Raw genomic sequence first — 21630 nt, forward strand, 5'->3', positions numbered from 1 at the left:
GGAAACACTAAGCTCGGCTTATATAATAGTTTTGAAGAAAGAAGCCATCGTAGTTTGTCAAGCCACCTGAGCAACCAATGGTAACTCTTTGGCCACAAACTTAGCACCGATCCAGACTTTTTTCGGGTCGAAGGTGCTGTCGTTCTTTAACAAAGAGTAAGCTGTGATTAACATCTTACGCATAACCGCCATCAATGCACTGCGCCCATTCATGCCACGCTTCCTTAATTCGCGGTAATAGTCCCCAAAGGCAGATACTTTAAGACGCAAACTGACTAATGCCGCCATGTATAACAGGCGCCGCAACCGACCACTGCCACGCTTGGAAAGTTTCACCTTGCCTTTCCATTTTCCGCTTTCCTTCACGGTTAAATCTAGCCCAGCGTAGGCCACCACCTGATTACAATTGGTAAAACGTCCAACTTCGCCTAGCTCTGCCCGTAACCCTGCGATGGTTTTTGGTCCAAATTCGGGGATTTCAGCCAACTTCTTGGCTGCTTCATCTTTTTGCAGTAGTTGAGCAATTTCACTTTCTAAAATCTCAAGGTTAGCCTGGGTATGTAGCAATTGGTCGCACAAAATCACTAAGCCATGGGCACGGGCATTACTGGCAAGCCCACTACTGGCAGATTTTTTACTCAATGTAAGTAGCCGTTCAGCGGTTTTCAAACCATAATGACCGTTACTTAATTCAATGAGTTTAGCACTTAGAATTCCTATAGGAACTTCTGCAATTGCTTGAGGGCTAGGATATAGCTTTAATAAGGACAGGGCAGTGGGGCGGCAGGGGTCAGCAAAGACCTGAGTATATTCTGGAAATATAACAAAAAGTAAGGCGTGAATTTCATTTCGGTAGCGACCAATGAAATGACCCAGTTTGTCAAGACAAAAATAAAAGCTTGGTTAAGGAGTGATACAGTCCTTTCTATAGAACTAATAATGTTAAATAGCTAGTAACTCTTTTTAGCTCTTTAACATAATTACTGGTGTCACGGTATTGAAATAAACCTGAGCCGGTGTCTGATATTTCAAAGCCTGATGAGGTCGAGTATTATTGTAGAAATCGAAATACTCACCAATCCCTAGCTTTGCTTCTTTGGGGTTCTCAAATTGTGCTAAATAAACACACTCATATTTTAAGGAACGCCAGAGCCTTTCGGTGAAAACATTATCTAGTGCTCGCCCACGTCCATCCATACTTAACTTTACACCTGCGCCCAATATCAAAGCAGTGTATTTAGGACTGGTAAAATGACTACCTTGGTCACTGTTAAAGATCTCCGGTTTTATCTTCGCCAACGCTCGCTCGGTAGTTCTAAGCACAAAATCGATTTCCAGAGTATCAGATAATTCCCAACTTACCACATATCTGCTGTACCAGTCGATGACAGCCACCAGATAAAGCCAACCGTGTTTGAGCTTGATATATGTGATGTCGGTACCGAATACCTGAGCGGGTCTGGTTATAGCCAGGTTCCTTAAGTGGAATGCCCCATAAGCGTATAGTTAAGAGAATCACAAATAGAAAGAGGTGAGTTCCTCTGGTAAGATGTAAGACTCTTCAACTCTTACTACAAAACCAAAGGAAACTCACATGCCTAGTATAGACGAAATAGTTGGAGCTTTGCAAAAAATATTTGGGGAACGAGCCAAAGCACTAGCGAACGAGCAAGGAGTGAACAAACGCAGCTCGAAAATCACAGGGACAATTTTGGCACTGGTGTTGGTAACAGGCTTTATGAGCCAGCCCGGCGCCAGCCTTAACCAATTGAGCCAAATAGCCCAACAATTCGGTGTAAATGTCACCCGCTCGGGGTTGAGCCAACGCTTAACCTCAGTGACAGTGGAGTTTTTACGCTTGCTATTCGAAGAAGCGCTACAAGTGTGGCAGCAGCGAGAAGGTTTGTGGTTGGAACTGTTTGAACCTTTTAGAGGAGTGTACCTGATAGATAGCACTCATATAGGGCTAGCTAACTATAATGAACCAGAAGAACTGAACAACTAAAAAGGGTTTGGTAAGGTGTATACTTAAAAACATGACAACACCTAGAAAAAAGTATTCACCCACATTTAAGTCTCAAAGAGTGCAAGAAGTGCTGGAAGGTAATAAAACCCTTACCCAGATAGCTTCTGAATATGGTATTCATCCGAATATGCTCACTAAATGGAAACAACTGGCTCTAAAAGGTCTGCCACAATCCTTTGATGAGCGTACTCAGAAGCAAATCGCGCTGCTGACCGCACAGTACGAACAAGAAAAAGAACAACTTTACGCCGAAATAGGTCGCCTGACTACACCGCTCAGGTGGTTAGGAAAAAAAGTGAAGCAGGCTTTGCCCAGGTCGGTCAGATTAAGCCTAATCGAAACCCAAAAAGCTGAACTTTCACTCTCAAAACAAAGTGAGTTGCTAGGAATTAGCCGTTCCAGTTTGTACTACCGCTCAGTAGCACCAACCGAACGAGAAATTGAGCTCAAACACCGAATTGATGAGATTTACACCGTTTACCCTTTTTATGGATATCGGCGAATTCATCAACAATTACTGCGGGAAGGCAAGCACCTCAACCGCAAAACGGTGCAAAACTATATGCGGGAGATGGGGCTAGAAGCAATCTATCCTGGTCCTAATCTTTCGAAACGAGATCAAAAGCAGCGGGTATATCCCTATCTCTTAAGGAACCTGGCTATAACCAGACCCGCTCAGGTATTCGGTACCGACATCACATATATCAAGCTCAAACACGGTTGGCTTTATCTGGTGGCTGTCATCGACTGGTACAGCAGATATGTGGTAAGTTGGGAATTATCTGATACTTTGGAAATCGATTTTGTGCTTAGAACTACCGAGCGAGCGTTGGCGAAGATAAAACCGGAGATCTTTAACAGTGACCAAGGTAGTCATTTTACCAGTCCTAAATACACTGCTTTGATATTGGGCGCAGGTGTAAAGTTAAGTATGGATGGACGTGGGCGAGCACTAGATAATGTTTTCACCGAAAGGCTCTGGCGTTCCTTAAAATATGAGTGTGTTTATTTAGCACAATTTGAGAACCCCAAAGAAGCAAAGCTAGGGATTGGTGAGTATTTCGATTTCTACAATAATACTCGACCTCATCAGGCTTTGAAATATCAGACACCGGCTCAGGTTTATTTCAATACCGTGACACCAGTAATTATGTTAAAGAGCTAAAAAGAGTTACTAGCTATTTAACATTATTAGTTCTATAGAAAGGACTGTATCACTCCTTAACCAAGCTTTTATTTTTGTCTTGACAAACTGGGTCATTTCAAACAAACTGGCGGATAGTCAGCCTGCCAGTGGTGGACAGGCTGGCAAAGCCGGTATGAAGTTACAAATAACCTATGATTATTTGCAGCAGCAAGTGGAGGTTGTGACGGCACAAGCGGCGCTGGAACCAGATCAGAGCTTTGAAGATAAGTTGGAAAAATTACCGGAAGGCAGTTTGGTACTGTTTGATTTGGGTTATTGCACCCTGGAACGGCTAAAACGGCTGATGGCAGCTCATTATTTTGTGAGCCGCTTGCCCCCCAAGGTGCATTTGTATGAGCAGGGGAGTAACCAGCCCCTGGCTTTAGGGTCGGAATTAAGGCGCAGAGGAGGTACCTGCGCAGGAACAGTAATAGAGTTAAGAGTGGAAGTAGGGCAAAAAGAACGGTTGAAGTTACGGGTAGTGTGGAATGCCCCCTATATGACCAGACCACATTCTAGCTGCTTTTGAGCCAACCAGTTATGTTCAAATTCTACTGGGGCTAAGTAACCCAAAGACGAATGTAAGCGACCTTCATTATAAATCCGTTCTAGCCAATGTTCCAAACCCACTGCTACCTCTGCCAAATTCTGAAATTCTTCTAAATAGAGTTTCTCATAACTAACCGTCTTGTTAAAGCTCTCCGCCATCCCGTTCTGCTGTGGTCGCCCCGGTTGGCTGTGGCTTACTACCGCCCCGATTGCAGTTAACTGCTCACGATACTCTCGACTGGTGTAGTTCGAGCCCTTGTCGGTGTGATGGATCAAACCTGCTTCTGGTCGCCTCTGCCCTATTGCCATTTGCAAGGTCCGCAGGGTCAACTGAGTATCATTGTGACGGCTCACTGCCCAACCCACCACTTTCCGGCTGAACCCATCCAATAAAGTTGCTAGGTAACCTTCCTCTTTTTTGGTGGCTACGAACAACACATCCCCTACCCAAGCCCGATTCGGGGCGTTGATCTCCCCAGCTTGTTTAGCCGTCACCAACCGATTTGCCTCTCTGGCAGCTTTAGGATCATTGACACTAATCAGTGGTTTTCTCCTTTTCCACCGTTTCCAGCTTAAACCCCATTTCTTCAGCAAGCGCCTCACTCGCTTGTGGTTGATCTTTTCCCCACCCTTCTGTAAGGCTTTGGTTACGCGCCGATAGCCATAGCCGCTGTAAGTACCTAGTATTTGCTCCACCCGTTGCTTCAGGCTTTCCTCCTCCGGGTTGGCTTTTTCCACCTTATTTTGGCGTTGGTAATACCAAGCCCGATTGACCCTAAACAGGTGACATAATTTCCTCAGAGAATAGCCCAGTCCTTGCTTTTGGCTGAGCCGGTATAACCCACCGATCATTTCACACCGTTGGGCGACGCTGAGGTATTCAGCATCTCCGAGACTTTTTTTAAGATAGAAATTTCAAGAGCCTGCTGACCAGCCAGCCGTTCCAGTTCTGCTACCCGCTGCCTGAGAGCGGTTATCTCCTGCTGCTCAGTGGTAGCAGGGGTAGTACGGGATTGGGTAGCAGTTGTGAAGGCGACTTCTCCCTTTTCCCGGTATAATTTCTTCCAGTTATGGATCAGGCTCTCACTCAGATTATGCTCTCGGCACACTTGGATTACGGTTTTCTCCCCGCTCAGTACTGCTCTCACTATTTTTAGCTTAAACTCGGGATTAAAGCTTCTTCCCTGCATTTTTCCAGTCCTTTCTCAAACTAAGCTCCTTCTATTCTACCCATTTCTTCTTAGTTTGTGGTCTGGTATTCCAGGGTTCACTCCAATTATACAATTTCATCGGCTAGGTTGGAATGAAGCCGAACCAATTCGCGATAGGTCGCCACCAAATCACCTGGCACATAAGCTGGTCGAGCCTCATCGCTTAGGACTACCCTGACAATCGTTCCAGCATCCAAGGCATCAGTTTTAGCCCGTAAACCACGACGTTGTGCGAACTGATGGGTTTGGACCGGATGTAAAAGAATTAAATTATAACCCAATCTGGCTAGATAGTGATACAAGTTTTCCCAGTAACGTCCAGTCGCTTCCAAGCCGATGGTGATTTGAGCTGGTATTACCCCTAAACTTTCGAGCTTAGTCAGCACAAAAGCATAACCTTGCGCGTCATTAGTAAATTCGAGAGGCTTGATGACTACTGTTTTGTCAGGGCGAAGTACACTTATACTACACTTCTCACAACCTACATCAATACCCATGTAGATTGCGGTTGTCAAGACCTAATATTCCGGGCTAAAAATGCATCTGAATTTAACCCACTTTTTTAAGAAAAAGCTCCAGGCAGTGGCCTGTCGCACGCTGGCGTTCGCACAAAAGCCAAGCTTTTGCGCTCAACCAGCTCTTATTAGGCTGAAATAATCTTAGCCTCTTGAAATCTTTAAGAACCAGTTCCCGCTTCCGGTTTCTTTTCTTCTGGTGGAAGTTGCCGACGCTCTAAGCCGTAACTCTCCTTTCCTAAAGTGCGGTAACTGCTACCTCTTAAATAAAAAACTTCTCCGTGATGCAATAAACGGTCAATAATCGCCACCATCAAGGCAGTATCACCACCCTCGATCAGTTCGCCCCAGTTAGAAAGGCTTTTGTTACTGGTAATGATCGTGGCACCTCTGAGGTAACGTCCGCTGATCAGCTCATATAAGGCCGGACCTACACGTGCGTCCATCGGTAAATAGCCCAGTTCGTCTAATACCAACACCTGACATTTCAAAAGCGGCTCTAAAATCCTGGCTATTTCCTGGCGAGTGCTAGCCGCAATCACTTGGTTCGCCAGTTGTTGAGCCGTAATGAACTTTACGGTGTAACCCAACTGCACCATCTTAATTCCGGCTGCAATCGAAAGATGGGTTTTCCCAAGCCCACTTGCCCCGATTAGGAGTAAATTCCCAGCTTTTTCTACAAAACTGCTGTCGAAATAGCGTAAAATCACGCTGCGCTTCAGTTCCGGGTGGCGACTGAAATCGAATTGTTCCAGGCTGGCTTCAAAAGGGAAACTGGCTGAGTGCAAACGCTTTTTGAGTTGGTTCTCCTGACGAGATAGCAACTCTTCGCTTAACAATTCTTCTAAAAACTCCCCGTAATCCATTCCGGTTTCGCGTGCCCGTTCAATCCAATCGCTGTATACCTGTTTTACCCTGCCCAGTTTTAGGCTGGTGAGTTTATGTTCCAGACTATTCATCCCACCGCCCTTTCTATTTCATTTTCCTCAGGTATGGCCGAAAAACGGTTGGCCACCAGTGGTTCGTATTCACTGAGTAGCCGTTCCACCGCTGGTTGAGTGGGCTTGAGGGTAGCGGCATTACTGCCTGAACCCGCTGGCTTGAGTAATAAACCCTTGAGATATTCCGCCCCGTAAAGCTGTTGTTCCGTTGCCAATTCCACCGCCGCCTGGAATTCTTCCAGCCCTACCTGCTGGGCCAGCGCGTATAGTTGGTGGATTTGTTCACTCATGGTGGCTCTTTGCCGTCGACAGATTACCGCCACATACTGGTACACTTGCGGTCCTAAATTTAACAACCAATCCCGCCACACCATGGTTCTGGCTCTGGGTTTGATCTCAAAAGCTTGGGTGTAATGTTCCGGTATTACTAAGCGGCGGTTTCGGGAATAACAACGGGGGTGCTGTGCCACCAGTTCCGTACCCCGCCATAACTTCAGCCATTCCCGATGTATCCGGGCTGTCAGGGTTTGTCCCATTAGTTCCGCCGGTACGCTATATTTGTTGGTCTCAAAAATGACTACCCCTTCCCGGTTTACCACCAGGCTGGTAAATAAACCGTAATCCCGGGCACTAGCAGGCAATGGGCTGAAGTGTTTACGCTCTATTTCCAGTAAGCTACCCGGAATTTCCCCGGTCGCTGCGCATGTACGCTCGTAATTCACTACCCCTAACCATTCTTCCAACTGCCTTACCAGATCCGCCGCATCGTAGAATGTACGACCAGCTAGAAAATTGTTTTTGGTATACTTTACCAAATTTTCTACGGCACCTTTCTGGTTTCCGCTGGCCGGGGCACAGGCTTCCGGGTGAAACTCGAATTCTAGTGCCAGTTTCTGCCACACCGGATGCCACACTGGTTGGTTCTTTTCATCTCGCCTCAGTACCACCGTCTTCATATTATCCGTGGTAATTACCCACGGTACTCCCCCCATCCGGTTGAGGGCTTCCACCAGGCAGCGCACCAGCGTTTCTTCGGCCATATCTTTCTGAAAGCTCACATACATAAAACGCGAGTATTTCAGCCGGGCACAGAAAAAGTAGAAGGTTTGGGGTACACTATCTTGTTTACTGAACAGCACTCCCCGAATTTCACCCCAGTCTATTTGCAAAAACTCTCCAGGTAAGCCCTCAAAACGTATCTGTACCTGATGAGCCTGGTTCTCTCTGGCTTTTTTGAGCTTGCGCACATAGTCATAGAAGGCGGTGGGTCTGCCACAGTAGGGCTGTTTGGGATCTTCCCACGCTAGTTCCAGCATTCTTTTCACTTGTAGTTTTTGTTCTAGCCAGCCTTCAATCTGTTCTTTGAAGACTGCCACACTACTTTCACGATTGGGGCGGGTTTGTACCTTGTCGCTAGGTTCATTTAGCACTCTTTTTACGGTACGGGCATCATGTTGCACTTTGCCCGCAATTACGTTGTAGTTGTCCCCTCGTTTCCGGTGGTACTTTATTGCGCTTCTGGCCATAACTTCTAACATCTCCTTCTCGTAGCTCCTCTCTTCTCACCCTTCTTGCCAATAGTGTTGCTAGAACAACTATTCTACAAAATTGGTCTTCTAAGAGAAACCCAAAACGGCATTTTTATCCCGGAATCCTTTTCCTTTCCTTCCCGTATTCTACAACCCACGGCAAACAGCCGACCTATTGAGGCTTGCTTTGGGGTTTCACATGGAGGAGTAATCATTTTTTGCACCTTAGTCCAGCTAAAAGGGCTGCTACACAATGCACTATTGAACTTACGGGACACCCAACCATTCAGCGCGTGTGTAAGCTTATCGCGGATAGCCAGTCGCATAACTGCGCTGTAACAAGCCTAATTGCCGCTACTAGCGCTAATGGTCGGGGAACAGTCTTTGCAAGTCGGTCTTCTCCACTGCTATCCAGTTATGAAGCCGTAAGTCGAGACCTCGGTTCTCCCGTTACCATCAGTCTATTAGCTTTTGAATACTTTGCTGTAGTCTAAGCTCTTCTTTGTTCAAAACTATTATATAAGTCGGGGTATGTCAATAGTTTTGTGTAAATGGAATTGATTGCTGAATTCAAATAGTTACTCTTTGCTTAAAACAGATCGAAAGCTGGTTCAAAATACATGCCCAATTAAGCCCTTGTGCTAGATAGGGAAAGCCAGGGCTTTGATCTTCAAACAATCTGGCTTTCCTAATAAACGGTTTAGATAAATCGATAAGGTATGACCAGCTAACTTGCTGTATAACCGACTACACAAACCCCAGAAACTATGCGCCCGGTTAATCTCAAGCTTGAATTGCTGCGCTAACTGCCCATTGACCGTTTCAATTATTTGCCGAAAATGATTGATTAGCTTCGCTCGTTCAGCAGGCTGTTCCACTTTTTGATTTTGTCGAGGGTTAGTCAACAATTTTATTCCCTGCTCCTGTTCCAAGTGCTGCTGTTCAGACTGGCTGATATAAGCTTTATCCCCTACCACTGTTAAACCTGGGTGGTTTTCCAGTAATTCTAGCCCCACCCTTAAATCAGGCTGGTTCGCTCCCGCTAACTCAAAGTCTACTATCACACCATTGAAGGTCACCAGCAACTGCAACTTGTAGCCAAAAATAGTTTGTTTCTTAGTGGCGACCTTACCATAACGAGCTCCCTGACTGCTCCAATAAGAGCGTGCAGGCGAAAAATGAGCCTGCCTAAACTCGATAACCGGTAAGGGTAGACTATCCAGCACAGTTTGCTGATCCTGTGCCAGGTCCAGTAAAGCTAACAGAGACTGACGAATACTATTGATTGCTCCCATCAGATTACGTCTGCGTCGGTTGAAGCGGCTACGCTCTGGTATATGCGGGAACAAGTACTGATAGTTTCGCCAGTTGCTAATCAGTTCTGTTTCCTGATCCCAGCCTTTACACTCACCCACCACAGCCAGGGTAATAAGCTCACTATCAGAGCATGCTGGTTGTGGTCCAGTGCGTGTAAAGGCTGGGCTTAGCTCTTTCCACAGATCATCAATAATAACGAAAGCCCAAGTGCAAAAATCTTCGAAATTGGTTATCATGTTTTTATCCCTCCGATTGGTATAGGTTGATTCGCACCTTCTATACGTTTCGGAGGGTATTTTGTTTTATCTAGCACAAGGGCTCAATTAGGTATCGGCATGGTCCAATCGCTGGTAATATCACAATTTGCCAGGTAAAATAACTTCCTTACTGACTCCGCGGAGGGAAAAGCCCCCTTGGTTTTGATCACTTTACGCAATTGGCGATGGTAGCCCTCGACGGAATACCTCTGGTAGCAGGGCAACTCTGTTTCCCTAACGATTGGTGTTTGCAGGATAAAATCGGAAAATCGTTCCAAGAAATTCATCAGCCGGTTCCAACCTCTGCCGAGCAAATCGGGCGGTCATCCTATCTGATGTTGGAGCGCATAAAGTCAGATAGACCGACCTGGAGAGCTAATTGGGGTATAAAGCCTTCAAACAGGCTCAACCTTGCGACTAAATTCAAAGCGGAATTACAAGACCTGTATCGGGATATTACCCTAGAAAATGTGGGGGAGCGCTGCTATTTTCGGGTAGAACGGCAAGGGCTATTGCGACTGCCTCGTACTCAGGGAATATTATTCACCATTCATACTTATCAAACCGAGCTCAAAATATTAGCGCAGAATACTGGACAGGCTAGCCGTCTTTATGGGGTGTTAAAGAGTATGCCCCATGGTCGTCAATTTAAAAAGAATGGGAAGTAGACAAAAGAAAGTACCTGTGGCAAAGATTTAATTGCCAAAAAAAACCTTAAGCCAAACACAGGTACTTTCATGGAAAAGCTTAAACAAATAGCGGGGAATTTGCAAGCCCTATTTAATGAAACAGCGCAACATCTGGCAGTGGAGACGGGTTTTCGACAACGCCGTTCAAAACTGGATGGCGCCACATTCGCCAAAGCGCTAATCGGAGGCTGGCTGTCCAATCCTGAGGCAAGTCGGAGTGAACTGGCACAAATAGCCAAGGTTAGCAAACAAGCGCTTGACCAGAGTTTTACAAGCCAAGCGGCAAGTTATTTACAGGCTTTGTTAGGTTGGTGTGTAGAAAAAATGCTAGGGCAGGAACCAGCGAGTTTGAGCCTACTGCAACGCTTCAAAGGGGTGTATGTACTGGATAGTTCGACTATCAGTTTACCGCCAACCTTGAGCGCCCATTGGCAAGGGTGTGGGAAAGAGGGTAGTCAAAGTGAGGCTGGTCTGAAACTGCACGTGGGTTTGGAACTGCTAAGCGGGGCGCTACTGGGACCGGAATTAAGTCCAGCCCGTCTGCACGATCGGCAAGGACCGCATCAAAAGCTAAGTTTACCAGCGGGGGCGCTACGGATAACCGATTTAGGCTATTTCAAATTGGGACGATTGAAAGAATTAGAAGCGCAAGCGGTATTGTACCTAACCAAAGCTCAAACCGGACTACAAGTGTACGGGGCGCACCAACAACCCTTAGCTTTGAGTAAATGGTTGGGACAGCAGTCACAAAAGCTGATAGATAGGGTAGTAGAGGTGGGGGTAAAAGAACGTTTGCGCTGTCGGTTAGTGGCATGGCAAGTACCTTCTGGAGTAGTACAAACTCGTCAGCAGGCTTTCAAGGAGTTGGCACGCAAGCAGCAGCGTCCGGTCAGCGCCGAACGTCAAGCCTTAAGCTACTGGAGTGTGTATCTAACCAATCTATCGCAGGAGCAGGCTAGTCCCGCAGAAGTGGCAGTATTGTATCGGTTACGCTGGCAGATTGAACTTCTTTTCAAATTGTGGAAAAGTGGGGGTGGATTGGAACGCTGGCATAGCCACAAGCCTTGGGCGATATTATGCGAAATATATGCCAAACTGATTGGGCAAATTATTCAGCACTGGTTAGTGCTGGCAGGGGTATGGCAAGAAGCGGAACGCAGTCTCATCAAGGCTAGTCGTATTGTGCGAGCACACGCCCGCAGCTTACTGTTTCGTATTGATAATCCGCCCCACTTATTGCAAGAATTGATTTATATTTGTGCTAGTATGCAAAAAGGCTGTCGTTTGGATTTTGCTACCGTACAGATATAAAGGAGAGGAAAAGGAGGAGAAGGTTGAGGCAGAGTGGTAAACTGTAGTTTTCTTACCGACCAAAGTAGAAAGCAAAAGGATACCAAAATGAGTGACAACCTTCGCCGACATCGTGCCATAAAACAGCAATTGTTGCAACTCCACCCACAAGCGCAGGGGCGCGAATTACAATATTTAACAATTCTAGCGATGGTGATCAGTGGGATTGTAGGTAGTCGGCATAGTGCGTTGCCTAATATCGCCGCCAAAGTGCCAGATAAAACTAAACGGGAAAGCCGCATCATCCGAATGCGCCGATTGCTCAAAAATGATAACTTTAACCAAAAAGTGGTGTATGCTCCTTTCGCCAAACAATTGCTGAGTAGCCTGTGTCATTGTCCACTGGTACTGGTGATAGATGGCAGTCAGGTTGGTGCTGGTGGAATGGGCTTAGTAATCAGTGTAGTATATCAGGGGCGGGCTTTACCTTTGGGTTGGTTGGTGGTTAAGGCTAAAAAGGGACATTTAGCTCAAGCTTTGCACATCAGATTGTTAAAGCAAGTTCACTCGTTGGTTCCGTCTGGTAGCCAAGTAGTCTTTTTGGGTGATGGTGAATTCGATGGCTGTCGTTTGTTAAGACGGTTAGATTATTACGGTTGGCAGTATGTCTGTCGTACTGCTAAAAATAGCCAGGTCTGGTTGGATGAACAAGCTCATTATGCCATCAGTAAGTTAGGGGTTCAGCCTGGTCAGGTAGTGAGTCAGAGCGGCGTAGCATTCAGCAAACACGAGTACGGACCAGTACTGGTCATAGCGGTCTGGCAAAAGCCTTACCGTGAGCCACTTTATCTGGTGAGTAATTTGGCTCTAGCCCAGGAAGCAATCCGGTACTACAAAAAGAGGTTTAGGATTGAAACCTTCTTTTCCGATAGCAAGAGCCGAGGGTTTCGGCTGGACAAGAGCCATTTGGATGACCCTAAACGGCTAGAAAGGTTATTGTTAGCGGCTTGTCTGGCTTATCTTTGGATTGTACATCTGGGTACGATAGCTTTAGCTGAAGGCTGGAACCGGGTCATTCATCGCACCGAACGACTGGATTTGAGCCTGTTCAATTTAGGTTTGAACCTGCTTGAGCATTTTTTGAATGAACATTTACCCTTACCAGTCGCCTTTATCCCTTTTCTTTTAGAGGATTTCTAATTGTGTACGGTAGCAAAGTTTGGATAGGAAAAAATCCAAACCCTCCAGTTTTCAACTGCTTAATAGTCCTCCTATTTTGCTTCCGCAGCTCTTAAATTGACGACCATGGGGTGTTAAAGAGTATGCCCCCGGTTAATCTGGAATATAAGGGACTTACTCCCTATAACACAATTCTACTGGAGTATTTAGAAGGGCTGCTAACCTCACAACTATAGCGTCTCTACTCGAATTGCAAGAAACGATGCCATAATAAAACAGCGAACTGCCAGATTTAGACACTGTCGATGGCGCTCACTATCTGGACCTTAAAACTGGTAATTTGGAAGAAGTCTATAATACAGCTACTCTTTTATTGCTGCCTTTCCAGTGGCATCTGCCTGAAAAGCTGGAAGCTTTACTTCGGGAGGAAACGAAAACCATCCGTGCAGATAACCCAAGCCCTGAGGTTGAACTCGCCGCTTATAGCGCGATCCTAGAATGGTTTCAAGGGTGAACTGCTATCCTATTCCCTTTACCGAATTGAAGTTGCGCCCCACCAAGAACTAGCAGACTGCTTGCGCCGTTGCGTAAATAAGCCTGCCCGTCAGAATTATAGCCGATCAGGTTGTAATAAAATTTGTTGCCGACTCCGCCTTCTGCCCAAATCCCATATTGAGTATTCCCGCTGATAAGATTCCCACCGATTTGATTTCCCTCAGTTCCGAAACGATTATTATTCGCACCGGGAGCAAGCCGCACCCCCGTTCCATTTGAAGCAGGGTTCAGCCCATCAGCGCTACCAAGCCAATTACAGGTAACCGTATTATTGCTGCCGCTCAGGTGCAAGGCTGCCCCGCTAAAACCCGTAATCGAGAGTCCATTAATAGAGTTATTACCGGAGAGTTGCAAGGCATCACCGCTTAGCCCGTTTCCTGCCAGCAATCTCACTTTTGGTATGCCTCTACCTGTGGCAGTGTCGGCCCTACAACCTGCATCAACAGAGACACCTGAAGTCAAGGCAGGCAATGACACATTAATCGTAAGTTGCGCCACATTAGAAGCGAAAGTGATCACAAGCGGATTGCCGTTAGTTGCTGCGCTTTTCAAGGCAAAGGACAGATTACCGCAAGTATCTGTGCCATCATCGCTGGTAAATTTGATTATATAAGGATTGCAACTGGTTTGAGTAAAGTCGAAGTCTGTAACCACCGCCTCATGGTCGCTGGCGCGTGAGAGGTCGCTGGCTAACTTACCGGCGTTAAGATGTACTATTGCGCTTGTTACTACCTGTGGGCTTAGCGTATTGCTGTAAAAAATATGGTCAATCGTTTGGGCATTGCCCTCATAGATATAGGTATAACGCCCGGCAGTAAGCGCTACATTCTCGACAGCATCTATTAATCCCTGTGCCGGAGAAACGGGCAAGTCAGCCGCGCCTTGCTTCAAGATTCTAGCAGCAGCTGAAAATTCGTAATCGTTTAAGTCTCCGGTTACCACTACGCGGGCATTCGGGTCGGCAGTCAAAAGCATATTTACGAAAGTGCGTACCACCCGTGCCTGGTTCAATCGTTTTGCCTCTGTATTCAGGACGGGCGGTTGATTACTTCCATAAAGTGAATCATCCCCAATCCTAGAATTGAAGTGATTGGCGATTACGATAAGCCGCTGCCCATTGAAGCTAAATTCACCCGCCAGCGGCTTACGGCTATCCAGAAAGGCAGAATTGGTGGGGTCAACTCGCCCCGGACTGAGCGTTAGAGAGCCATCCGCATTGACTTGGGTGGCATCGGTTGGTCCCGCGCTACCCCGCTCTACAAAGCTCAAACCCCGGTCGGTGCGATAGAAAAAAACTACTCGAATATTGCCGTTTATTGCCCCGCCATCCTGATTTGCCTGTGGGCTGACATAACGCCAGCTATAAGCCGGACCACCCGCCGAACTGATAGCAACACTCAAGGCGCTCATATTTGCTTCAGCGGTAGTAATGCCAGTACCAGTGCCGTTGTCGTCCTGCACTTCTACTAGTGTTAGAATATCGGGCGCGCCCAGATTGAGCCGAATGTGGTCAGCGATTACAGCGAGGCGCGTTGCATTTTCCGGCAAAGCATTAAAATTCTCAATATTGTAGCTGGCAATTCGCAGATAATTGGAATTTGAAAGCGCCGTCAAACTGGTTTGAGGCGGACGTTGGCTGGTATCAATCGCGGTAATAGCAGCAACCGTCTGAAGCCGATATTGCCCTGAACTGCTGGAAGTTGAGCCATAATCGAGCAGCCCGGTGATAGGGGCAGTAATCCGGTCACCAAGCGCTACTTGCGGGTTTGGACTCCCCAGCACGTTATTATCCACCAGAATACGCTCTGGGTTGAAGTCATCGCTAGAAATAGCAATAGCACTGCGCGTAGTAAAACCCGATGCGCCGATTCCATTATCCGGTACAATCCAGAACTCGCTGCCGGATGAAGTAGGTCCAACCACTACCGCATTATCCACTCTTACCAGCATACCTTCCAGCGATTCGTAAAAATCCAGCGCGTCGGTAGTAGGGTCAAATGTAGAGGTCGAATAGATGGTAGCAAGCGGTGGTTGTCGGATGCCCGCCCCGCTTGTGGTAAGGCTGATTCTTACAGAAGTAGGTAAAAGCTGGCTCGCCCCTAAATCCGTTATAGTGGCGCTTGTGATTTCGGTTAAAGGCTGGTCGGCTGGCAAACGCTGGTATTCGGTAACAGCGCCACTGACTCGCACCCGATTTCCTACTGTTACGGTTGGTGTAGTGCTGGTAAAAACAAATATAGCATCTGAAGTATTATTGTTTCCATCGCCTGAAGGGTCTTGCATGAAAAAGCCCACGCCGCTACTGCTTTTTATTGCCGTTACAACTCCCTCAGTAGTTATCAACTGGTTTTCATAGGGCGAACGCAAGCCCGCGCCCTGAATAGTGTAAATCGGGGTGTAGCCAACGGGTGGAACACTAGGCGTAGGAGAAACGTTGCAAGGCGAAAGGGTAGTAGCCGAGTTTCGAGGTATTGGCGCAGTGATAGTAAAATCGCTGTTGTTATTGTTGGTTTCACGACAGCCCGCCGACAGACGTAAGGCGGCAGTGGTGTTGCTCAAGGCAGCTACGGGCGTATTTTCCGCGTTATCTGCGCTGCTGCCGTAGCCCACAAAATCAACAATATCAGCGTTAGGTAGGCACGCGATACCACTCCCACAGACAAGATAGTTTGAAGTTCGTACCAGCGCCACTTTCCCGGTGGTTGCGCTCAGATTTATAGCGCCGGTAACATCGGGGGTTGGCAGATTGGTAGTACCACCAGTGCCACCGCCCTCCTGCACCAGAAAATATTGACCGGGCGCAATATTGCCGGAAAGTGACGTAGTTGCCCAACTGTTTCCGGTGGCACTGGCATATTGCACCGTCCAGCCTGAAACGCTCACGGTGGCGCTACCACGATTAAAAAGCTCTATAAAGTCGTTGCGATAGGTAGAACCGCTGTTGCCGCCACCTCCATAAACTTGGCTGATAACTATATCAAGGCTTATGGCTGTAGCTTTTTGAGAAAGAATAGAGAGTCCCGGAACTAATAACAAGATGAACACGAATATAAGAAGAAAAGATAAGTTCCGAAACTTTTTCTTCGCTTTAGTGGGTTGCTTGTTTAGCTTCAAGCTACTTCCTAGCAAAAGAATAAAATTCTGTTAGTGAAGGGGATATTGAACAGATAAAACTTCAAAAGCACTAGCATAAAATTGGGCGGGGGTTTAGCAAACACCTAGTTGTCTCTTTCCAAACTACATTCAAGAGATATAATGCCTATACCTCCGCCTGTCAGTCAGACCACTACATTGGCTGGCGCTTAAATTGATTTTCTGCCCACCAGTTTACCTAACAACAAGTAATCTTGCTGGGTCAGTCCAGCCGCAGGTAATAGCGACCAAGCACGCCCGCTCTGATAAACAGCTTTAAATGCCAGAAGAGTATCCGAATCATTCTGATTAAGCGCAAAATCCACGCCTAATTTCTGAATTTTGGCAGCCAATGCTTTGCAATTTGCCAAGATAGCAATCACTTCTTGATCGGTCATAATTTTAACTCACCTCTTTCGCATCCCAGTGCCTTGTAGGGTAATTAACCCACTGTTTTAACCGTATTAAAACACCGTTAGAAATTAGAGTGAGCAGTTGTAAGCTATCCAACAATTACAAGTTTGTAGCCACTTCCTCTGATAGTCTGAATCTGTGCAGAACTACCCTCAAGTTTATCCCGCACATGGGCTACATGAACATCGACGGTGCGGGTATCGCCAAAATACTCATAGCCCCACACAAGGTTCAATAAGCGATCGCGATCTAACACTATACCTGTATTTTGTGACAAAACTTTAAGCAAGTCAAATTCTTTAGCGCGTAATTCGATTAATTTCCCATTAACAGATACTTCGTGTCTGGCTAGGTCTATTCGGGTGTTGCCCAATTCAATTATTATACTTTTATCATTCAACGGGTCGGTGGTATGCTCAGAGCGTCTTAAAACCGCCTTGACTCTGGCTATTACCTCGCGCGGGTTGAAAGGTTTTGCCATGTAGTCATCTGCGCCCAACTCAAGCCCCACGATAGTATCTACATCATCGCCTTTGGCAGTTAGCATAATAATTGGGGTATTGCTCTCGCGCCTGATTTGGCGGCAAACCTCATAACCATCTAGTTCCGGTAGCATCAAGTCGAGCAGTATCAGCGCAGGGTTTAGCTGTTTGTGTAAACGCAGCGCTTCTCGCCCGTTAAAAGCCACCTCTACGTTATATCCTTCGTTACCTAGATAAATTTTAAGTAACTCGACGATATTGCGTTCATCGTCCACCACAAGAATTGTCTTGTCCGCCATAACTGACTAAACTCCTATCCTAGCAACTCTAGCGCGGTTCGTTCCAGCACATCGGTTGCGGTATGAAGTTGGCTGATTTCGACCTTTTCATCGGTAGTATGCGCATCTTTCAAAGCGCCGGGTCCAAAGACGGTTGAATGTTGGTTTCCGGTGATAATTGCCAGCATCGCGGCATCAGTATATGCCAGAAAACCATGCTTTTCGGGCGCGTTTCCGGTTACAGTAGTGTACGCTCTTTCAAACGCTTTTAGCAATGGAGAATCAGGGCGACATTCTACCGGGTGGCGCAATTCGGTGGGAGTGGTCAGTTCAAAACTTACCCCGTATTTATCCGCTGCTTTGCGTCCTACTTCTTCCAGATAGCTGATAATTTCATCGCTGCTGATAATAGGTGGGACGCGCATATCAATTTCAGCATTGCAAATTTCTGAAACAATGTTGGTTTTTACGCCACCCTGCAACTTGGAGACAATTAGCGAGGGCAAGCCTAGCAGGGGATGCGCTTTTAGTTTCGCCGGGAAGATTTTTTCTACTAAGTCGTACCAACCGAGCATCGCTTCCGCCATTGCTCGGTTCGCATCCGCGCCGAATTGCGGGTTGGCGGCATGCGCCCCGCGTCCCTTCATTTTGATGGTAAACCAGTACACTCCTTTGTGTGCCACGTTAAGGGTGCAATCGGTAGGTTCCATTGCCAGTAAATAAGCGTTCTCTTCAAGGGCGTGTATTCTGCCGATGTGGCTGATGCCTTTCATAGTGCTTTCTTCATCCACTGTGCAAGCCAGCACTAGGTCGCCCCGCAACTTCACGCCTGAATTCTTTATGCGCTGGATGGCGACCATTGCCGCCGCTGTGCCACCTTTCATATCGCAAGAACCGCGACCATACAGATTGCCGTTTTCAATTTCTGCGCCGAATGGGTCATAATTCCATTTATTGCGACCAATCGGTACGGTATCCATATGAGCCATATATACCAGCGGTTTGGATTCTCCTGCGCCCCGCAATCGCCCAATAACGTTTGCGCGTTTATTTTCCACCGGCAAGATTTGAACTTCCATGCCGATTTTTTTCATCCACCCCGTCATATATTCGCCCATCTCCGCTTCATCACCATTTGGATTCTCGCTAGGGATGTGTACCAATTCACGGGTTAATTCCACTACATCATCAGGATAACTGCGGGTCATAACTACTCCACTCTTTATTTTAGGGCGTAAATTGTTACACCTTGTTGTTCATAAACAGGTTTCATAAATTGGCGGAATTTAGCAAGCCCTTCCGGGCTATACTCGTTATAGACAGAAGAATAAAGGGAGGCGCTGGCAGCTCCTGTCTCTATTAATCCCACATACACATATTTTACATTGTACTTTGCCAGCAATTGTTTTGCCAATGCTATATCGCCGGTATCATATATAGTTTTAATATCTTTGAAGCGTTGATTTACTTCAGCCATAGTAGCGGTATTGCCTCCGCGCCATTGTGCTTCATGGGATAGCCAACCCAATACGGTAGAATAGCCGCTAAAGGTTGCTATACGCGAATAGTTATTCCAATCACCACCCTCAGCCTCAAGCAACACCCCTTCAAAATTAGGATCGCTCGCTTTTTGCTGTCTTAGCCAATTAATGGCTGTGTAATCAGCGCCGTAGTATTGCGCTACCCATGCTTCGCCATCCAGTCCCTTGCGGTCGGCGTACCTGCCGCTCTTTTCGTAGGGACCTAGTATGGGATAAACCATGCCACAAAGTACCAGTGCCAGCAGTCCGAACGCCCATAGCCAACGCCATGCCGGATATTTGCGTTCTTCAAGGCGGGAAACTTCTAGTAACTCATCCTCGGAGTAATCAAATTTGCCTACTAGCCCACCTGCGGTTGCCAAAGCATATTCTGGCTGGACAGTTTTGGCGTAGTCACTTTCTTCTTCTGTGGTTTCAAAAGGCGCAAGTCGCCAGAGCCAAGCAATAACCCGCCAACTTGCGTATGCTCCTGCCAGCCCATACAAAAGCCATGTTTGATAATAGAATTTGAAGATAGTATTAAAACGCGACTCAAAAATATCGCGCAGGTATATTACCTCGATTGTCCAGTTTATAACTACTGCCAGCAAGATTAGCGCCAGCGCAAAAATATCCGCGCTCATATGCCGGGCGTAGGGTTTGCGGATTTCGAACCATAACAATAATCCGGCTATGCTTCCCGCCATCACCAGCGGTCCGTAGAGTTCAAAATGTACCATCCAGCCTAGCAATACCAGCAGAACAGCAGCTACAAGCAGCGCGATTCTCAATTCAAAAGCCGGGCGCATAGAGCGAACGCTAACAAGAATTTGCCTTACCAAATTGCCCGCCCCTATCGCTAAAACCGGCGCAGAAACCAGACCAACTGCCAAAGCTAATTCGAGGCTAATTTTTGTGATGAAAAGTAATTCTGACAGGATAAATAAACCCGCTCCTGCTAACAATGGCATAAAGTTGGCAGAGGAAAGCTTACTTGACATAATGTCATTATTATCGTTTTCGTCAAGATAGCGATAGGGTTCTTTCAGGTAAGGATATAATTTGATCAGCAAGAAACTTAGCAAAGGGAAAATGAAGATGCCAAAGACCAGAATGTAACCCCATAGCGGCGTGCGATCCCACGCCACCGCGCCGAATAGTTTGCCGATGGTGCTGACCAGCGGAATGCGGTTCACTGCGTCCGGTAATTCTTTTTCGCCTACCAAAGAGGTAAAAGTGAGGTGAAATGGGGTGTATAGAAGCAGAGAAACCACGCCTAGCCTGAGTGAGAAGCCCAACCAACGCGCACCCCTTAGCCGAAACTCATTGCGTGGGATTGCGCCACCCAATAGCGCTGCGCTCACCAACCCGCCTCTACCCTGTGCCTCTATTTCTTCAGCCCCGTGCCAGATTTCTCGCAATAATGCTACGCCCACTACCAATAGCGTAAAGGTGGGGAAATCCCACGTATTGATGAAATACAGTGCGCCACAGGAAATGGACAATAACAAGAAGTTCAGGATTCCTTCTGGGTTGCGCAGGGTCAGTGCGCCCCCGTCTGCCGGAGATAGCAGCAAATTCAGGGCGCTGGCTACCAGTAGCAATACAAAGGGTAGCGCCATCACATGTGGGTGCATATCCGCCAACAAAAAGCTGAACATCGGAAATTCATTAATGGTCTGTCGCCACTCGTAAGTCCCGCCCGTAGTTGGCATATAGTCGTAAATGACTCGCGAGGGACTCCACCACGAAAAAAAGAAAGAGCCTGAATTGGGGTCGCGTTCCCCTTCACCCGGTCTCGGCGCAACCAACTGACGAATGACCGAGAGATTTCCAAGCCAGCATAAGAACAGGCTAGCTGTCAGCCCCGCTAAAACTGCTGGAAAGCCTCCCTTGTTTCGGATAACCGCTACCAGATTGTAAACCAGTCCAAATGCCCCGCTTGCCAGCATTGCCATTATCATTGGGGTACTCAGGTTGAAGGTAATCGAGGGAGCAATGCCGCTCATTTTAGTGAGCAAGGCTATCATAAAGTGGCTGAAATAGTAATAATTGATGTTGTAACTGCTCATCCAAGGGTCGGCGGGTGGCAACTTATCGTGCAGCGCCATCGAATTGAGGAAAGCAAAATCCCCGAATTTTTCCTGATCGCGGATTTCGGGCATAAACGAACGCAGATTTACCAGATAATAATAGGCAAATATAAAGAGCAGTTCGATTATAACCACCAACCAACGGTTGCGGCTGAACCATTCGCCCATTTCGGAGAGCAGTTTGCGCCCATCCTTGAGCAAGAGCCAAACGCCCAACCCACCCGGCAATGCCAGCGTAACTACCCATCCGGTGAGGGAGGTGAACGGTAAGCCTAGCATCCCCGCAAACCAAACTACGAAAGAAATTAGCAGCAATCCCAGCGCTTTGCTGAAAGCGTAACCGCGCTCCGGCAAGTAACGAAAGAAGGTGAAAGTGAGGGGTAGTGTTACCAATCCGATTATTTCAAGCAGTAGCAGCCAGATGATGGATTCAAGCATATTTATTCAAGTATTCCCGTGATAAAATT

General features: G+C 47.0%; 20 protein-coding genes and 1 pseudogene. 8 read left to right on the forward strand and 13 right to left on the reverse strand.

Translation table 11 applies throughout. The annotated features are described in order from the left end of the window. Nucleotides 1-57: 57 nt before the first annotated feature. Complete coding sequence (locus OZ401_RS02945; protein WP_341469222.1) at nucleotides 58-642, reverse strand: transposase; 585 nt, start codon at nucleotides 640-642, stop codon at nucleotides 58-60. 321 nt (nucleotides 643-963) lie between these two features. Continuing rightward, a pseudogene (locus tag OZ401_RS02950) lies at nucleotides 964-1482 on the reverse strand (IS3 family transposase); the annotation flags it as partial. 112 nt (nucleotides 1483-1594) lie between these two features. Between OZ401_RS02950 and OZ401_RS02955 the strand changes: the two are divergent. From OZ401_RS02955 to OZ401_RS02965, 3 genes are all read left to right on the forward strand, one after another. Then, complete coding sequence (locus OZ401_RS02955) at nucleotides 1595-2005, forward strand: hypothetical protein (RefSeq protein ID WP_341469223.1); 411 nt, start codon at nucleotides 1595-1597, stop codon at nucleotides 2003-2005. 31 nt (nucleotides 2006-2036) lie between these two features. Next, nucleotides 2037-3191 carry an IS3 family transposase gene (locus tag OZ401_RS02960; RefSeq protein ID WP_341469224.1) on the forward strand — a complete coding sequence of 385 codons (1155 nt, stop codon included), beginning with the start codon at nucleotides 2037-2039 and terminating at the stop codon, nucleotides 3189-3191. 79 nt (nucleotides 3192-3270) lie between these two features. Further along, nucleotides 3271-3741 (forward strand): transposase, encoded by a 471-nt coding sequence (locus OZ401_RS02965; protein WP_341469225.1) that lies wholly within the window; start codon nucleotides 3271-3273, stop codon nucleotides 3739-3741. Here OZ401_RS02965 and OZ401_RS02970 read toward each other — a convergent pair. From OZ401_RS02970 to istA, 5 genes are all read right to left on the reverse strand, one after another. After that, nucleotides 3708-4613 carry an IS3 family transposase gene (locus OZ401_RS02970; RefSeq protein ID WP_341469226.1) on the reverse strand — a complete coding sequence of 302 codons (906 nt, stop codon included), beginning with the start codon at nucleotides 4611-4613 and terminating at the stop codon, nucleotides 3708-3710. The two genes, OZ401_RS02965 and OZ401_RS02970, sit on opposite strands and share 34 nt — an antisense overlap. Next, nucleotides 4610-4951: a transposase gene (locus tag OZ401_RS02975; protein ID WP_341469227.1), complete on the reverse strand. Its 342-nt coding sequence runs from the start codon at nucleotides 4949-4951 to the stop codon at nucleotides 4610-4612. Before OZ401_RS02975 ends, OZ401_RS02970 begins: the two co-directional genes overlap by 4 nt. An 86-nt stretch (nucleotides 4952-5037) precedes the next feature. After that, entirely contained in the window at nucleotides 5038-5487 is a 450-nt protein-coding gene (locus OZ401_RS02980) for an IS110 family transposase (RefSeq protein ID WP_341469228.1), read from the reverse strand. 161 nt (nucleotides 5488-5648) lie between these two features. After that, the gene (istB, locus tag OZ401_RS02985; protein WP_341467826.1) at nucleotides 5649-6446 is read right to left on the reverse strand and encodes an IS21-like element helper ATPase IstB; all 798 of its coding nucleotides are present in this window, start codon (nucleotides 6444-6446) and stop codon (nucleotides 5649-5651) included. Next, a complete protein-coding gene (gene istA / locus OZ401_RS02990) occupies nucleotides 6443-7966 on the reverse strand; it encodes an IS21 family transposase (protein ID WP_341467827.1) in 1524 nt (507 codons plus the stop codon). The genes istB and istA overlap by 4 nt, the downstream gene beginning before the upstream one ends. Before the next feature lie 209 nt (nucleotides 7967-8175). On the opposite strand from istA, the gene OZ401_RS02995 reads away from it, so the two are divergent. Then, complete coding sequence (locus tag OZ401_RS02995; RefSeq protein ID WP_341469229.1) at nucleotides 8176-8451, forward strand: hypothetical protein; 276 nt, start codon at nucleotides 8176-8178, stop codon at nucleotides 8449-8451. A gap of 147 nt (nucleotides 8452-8598) precedes the next feature. Here the strand turns inward: OZ401_RS02995 and OZ401_RS03000 are convergent, their stop codons facing one another. Beyond that, nucleotides 8599-9510, reverse strand: a complete 912-nt coding sequence (locus tag OZ401_RS03000) for an IS982 family transposase (RefSeq protein WP_341469230.1) — start codon at nucleotides 9508-9510, stop codon at nucleotides 8599-8601. 206 nt (nucleotides 9511-9716) lie between these two features. Here OZ401_RS03000 and OZ401_RS03010 point away from each other — a divergent pair, with 206 nt between their 5' ends. The 4 genes from OZ401_RS03010 (at nucleotide 9717) to OZ401_RS03025 (ending at nucleotide 13203) form a co-directional block, all read left to right on the forward strand. Continuing rightward, on the forward strand, nucleotides 9717-10199 hold the full coding sequence (locus OZ401_RS03010; RefSeq protein WP_341469231.1) for a heme-dependent oxidative N-demethylase subunit alpha family protein: 483 nt from the start codon (nucleotides 9717-9719) through the stop codon (nucleotides 10197-10199). Between the two features lie 69 nt (nucleotides 10200-10268). Beyond that, on the forward strand, nucleotides 10269-11531 hold the full coding sequence (locus tag OZ401_RS03015) for an IS4 family transposase (protein ID WP_341469232.1): 1263 nt from the start codon (nucleotides 10269-10271) through the stop codon (nucleotides 11529-11531). Between the two features lie 87 nt (nucleotides 11532-11618). After that, the gene (locus OZ401_RS03020; protein WP_341467879.1) at nucleotides 11619-12710 is read left to right on the forward strand and encodes an IS4 family transposase; all 1092 of its coding nucleotides are present in this window, start codon (nucleotides 11619-11621) and stop codon (nucleotides 12708-12710) included. Between the two features lie 319 nt (nucleotides 12711-13029). Further along, nucleotides 13030-13203: a hypothetical protein gene (locus OZ401_RS03025; protein WP_341469233.1), complete on the forward strand. Its 174-nt coding sequence runs from the start codon at nucleotides 13030-13032 to the stop codon at nucleotides 13201-13203. Here OZ401_RS03025 and OZ401_RS03030 read toward each other — a convergent pair. From OZ401_RS03030 to OZ401_RS03050, 5 genes are all read right to left on the reverse strand, one after another. Continuing rightward, nucleotides 13194-16358 carry a lamin tail domain-containing protein gene (locus OZ401_RS03030; RefSeq protein WP_341469234.1) on the reverse strand — a complete coding sequence of 1055 codons (3165 nt, stop codon included), beginning with the start codon at nucleotides 16356-16358 and terminating at the stop codon, nucleotides 13194-13196. The genes OZ401_RS03025 and OZ401_RS03030 overlap by 10 nt on opposite strands. Before the next feature lie 188 nt (nucleotides 16359-16546). Beyond that, nucleotides 16547-16774: a hypothetical protein gene (locus tag OZ401_RS03035; RefSeq protein WP_341469235.1), complete on the reverse strand. Its 228-nt coding sequence runs from the start codon at nucleotides 16772-16774 to the stop codon at nucleotides 16547-16549. Between the two features lie 104 nt (nucleotides 16775-16878). Then, nucleotides 16879-17571: a response regulator transcription factor gene (locus OZ401_RS03040; RefSeq protein WP_341469236.1), complete on the reverse strand. Its 693-nt coding sequence runs from the start codon at nucleotides 17569-17571 to the stop codon at nucleotides 16879-16881. A 14-nt stretch (nucleotides 17572-17585) separates the two neighbouring features. Further along, a complete protein-coding gene (locus tag OZ401_RS03045) occupies nucleotides 17586-18758 on the reverse strand; it encodes a M20 family metallopeptidase (protein ID WP_341469237.1) in 1173 nt (390 codons plus the stop codon). Nucleotides 18759-18772: 14 nt separating this feature from the next. Then, a complete protein-coding gene (locus OZ401_RS03050) occupies nucleotides 18773-21601 on the reverse strand; it encodes a DUF2298 domain-containing protein (protein ID WP_341469238.1) in 2829 nt (942 codons plus the stop codon). Nucleotides 21602-21630 lie beyond the last annotated feature (29 nt).

This window comes from Candidatus Chlorohelix allophototropha, assembly GCF_030389965.1.
GTDB lineage: Bacteria > Chloroflexota > Chloroflexia > Chloroheliales > Chloroheliaceae > Chlorohelix > Chlorohelix allophototropha.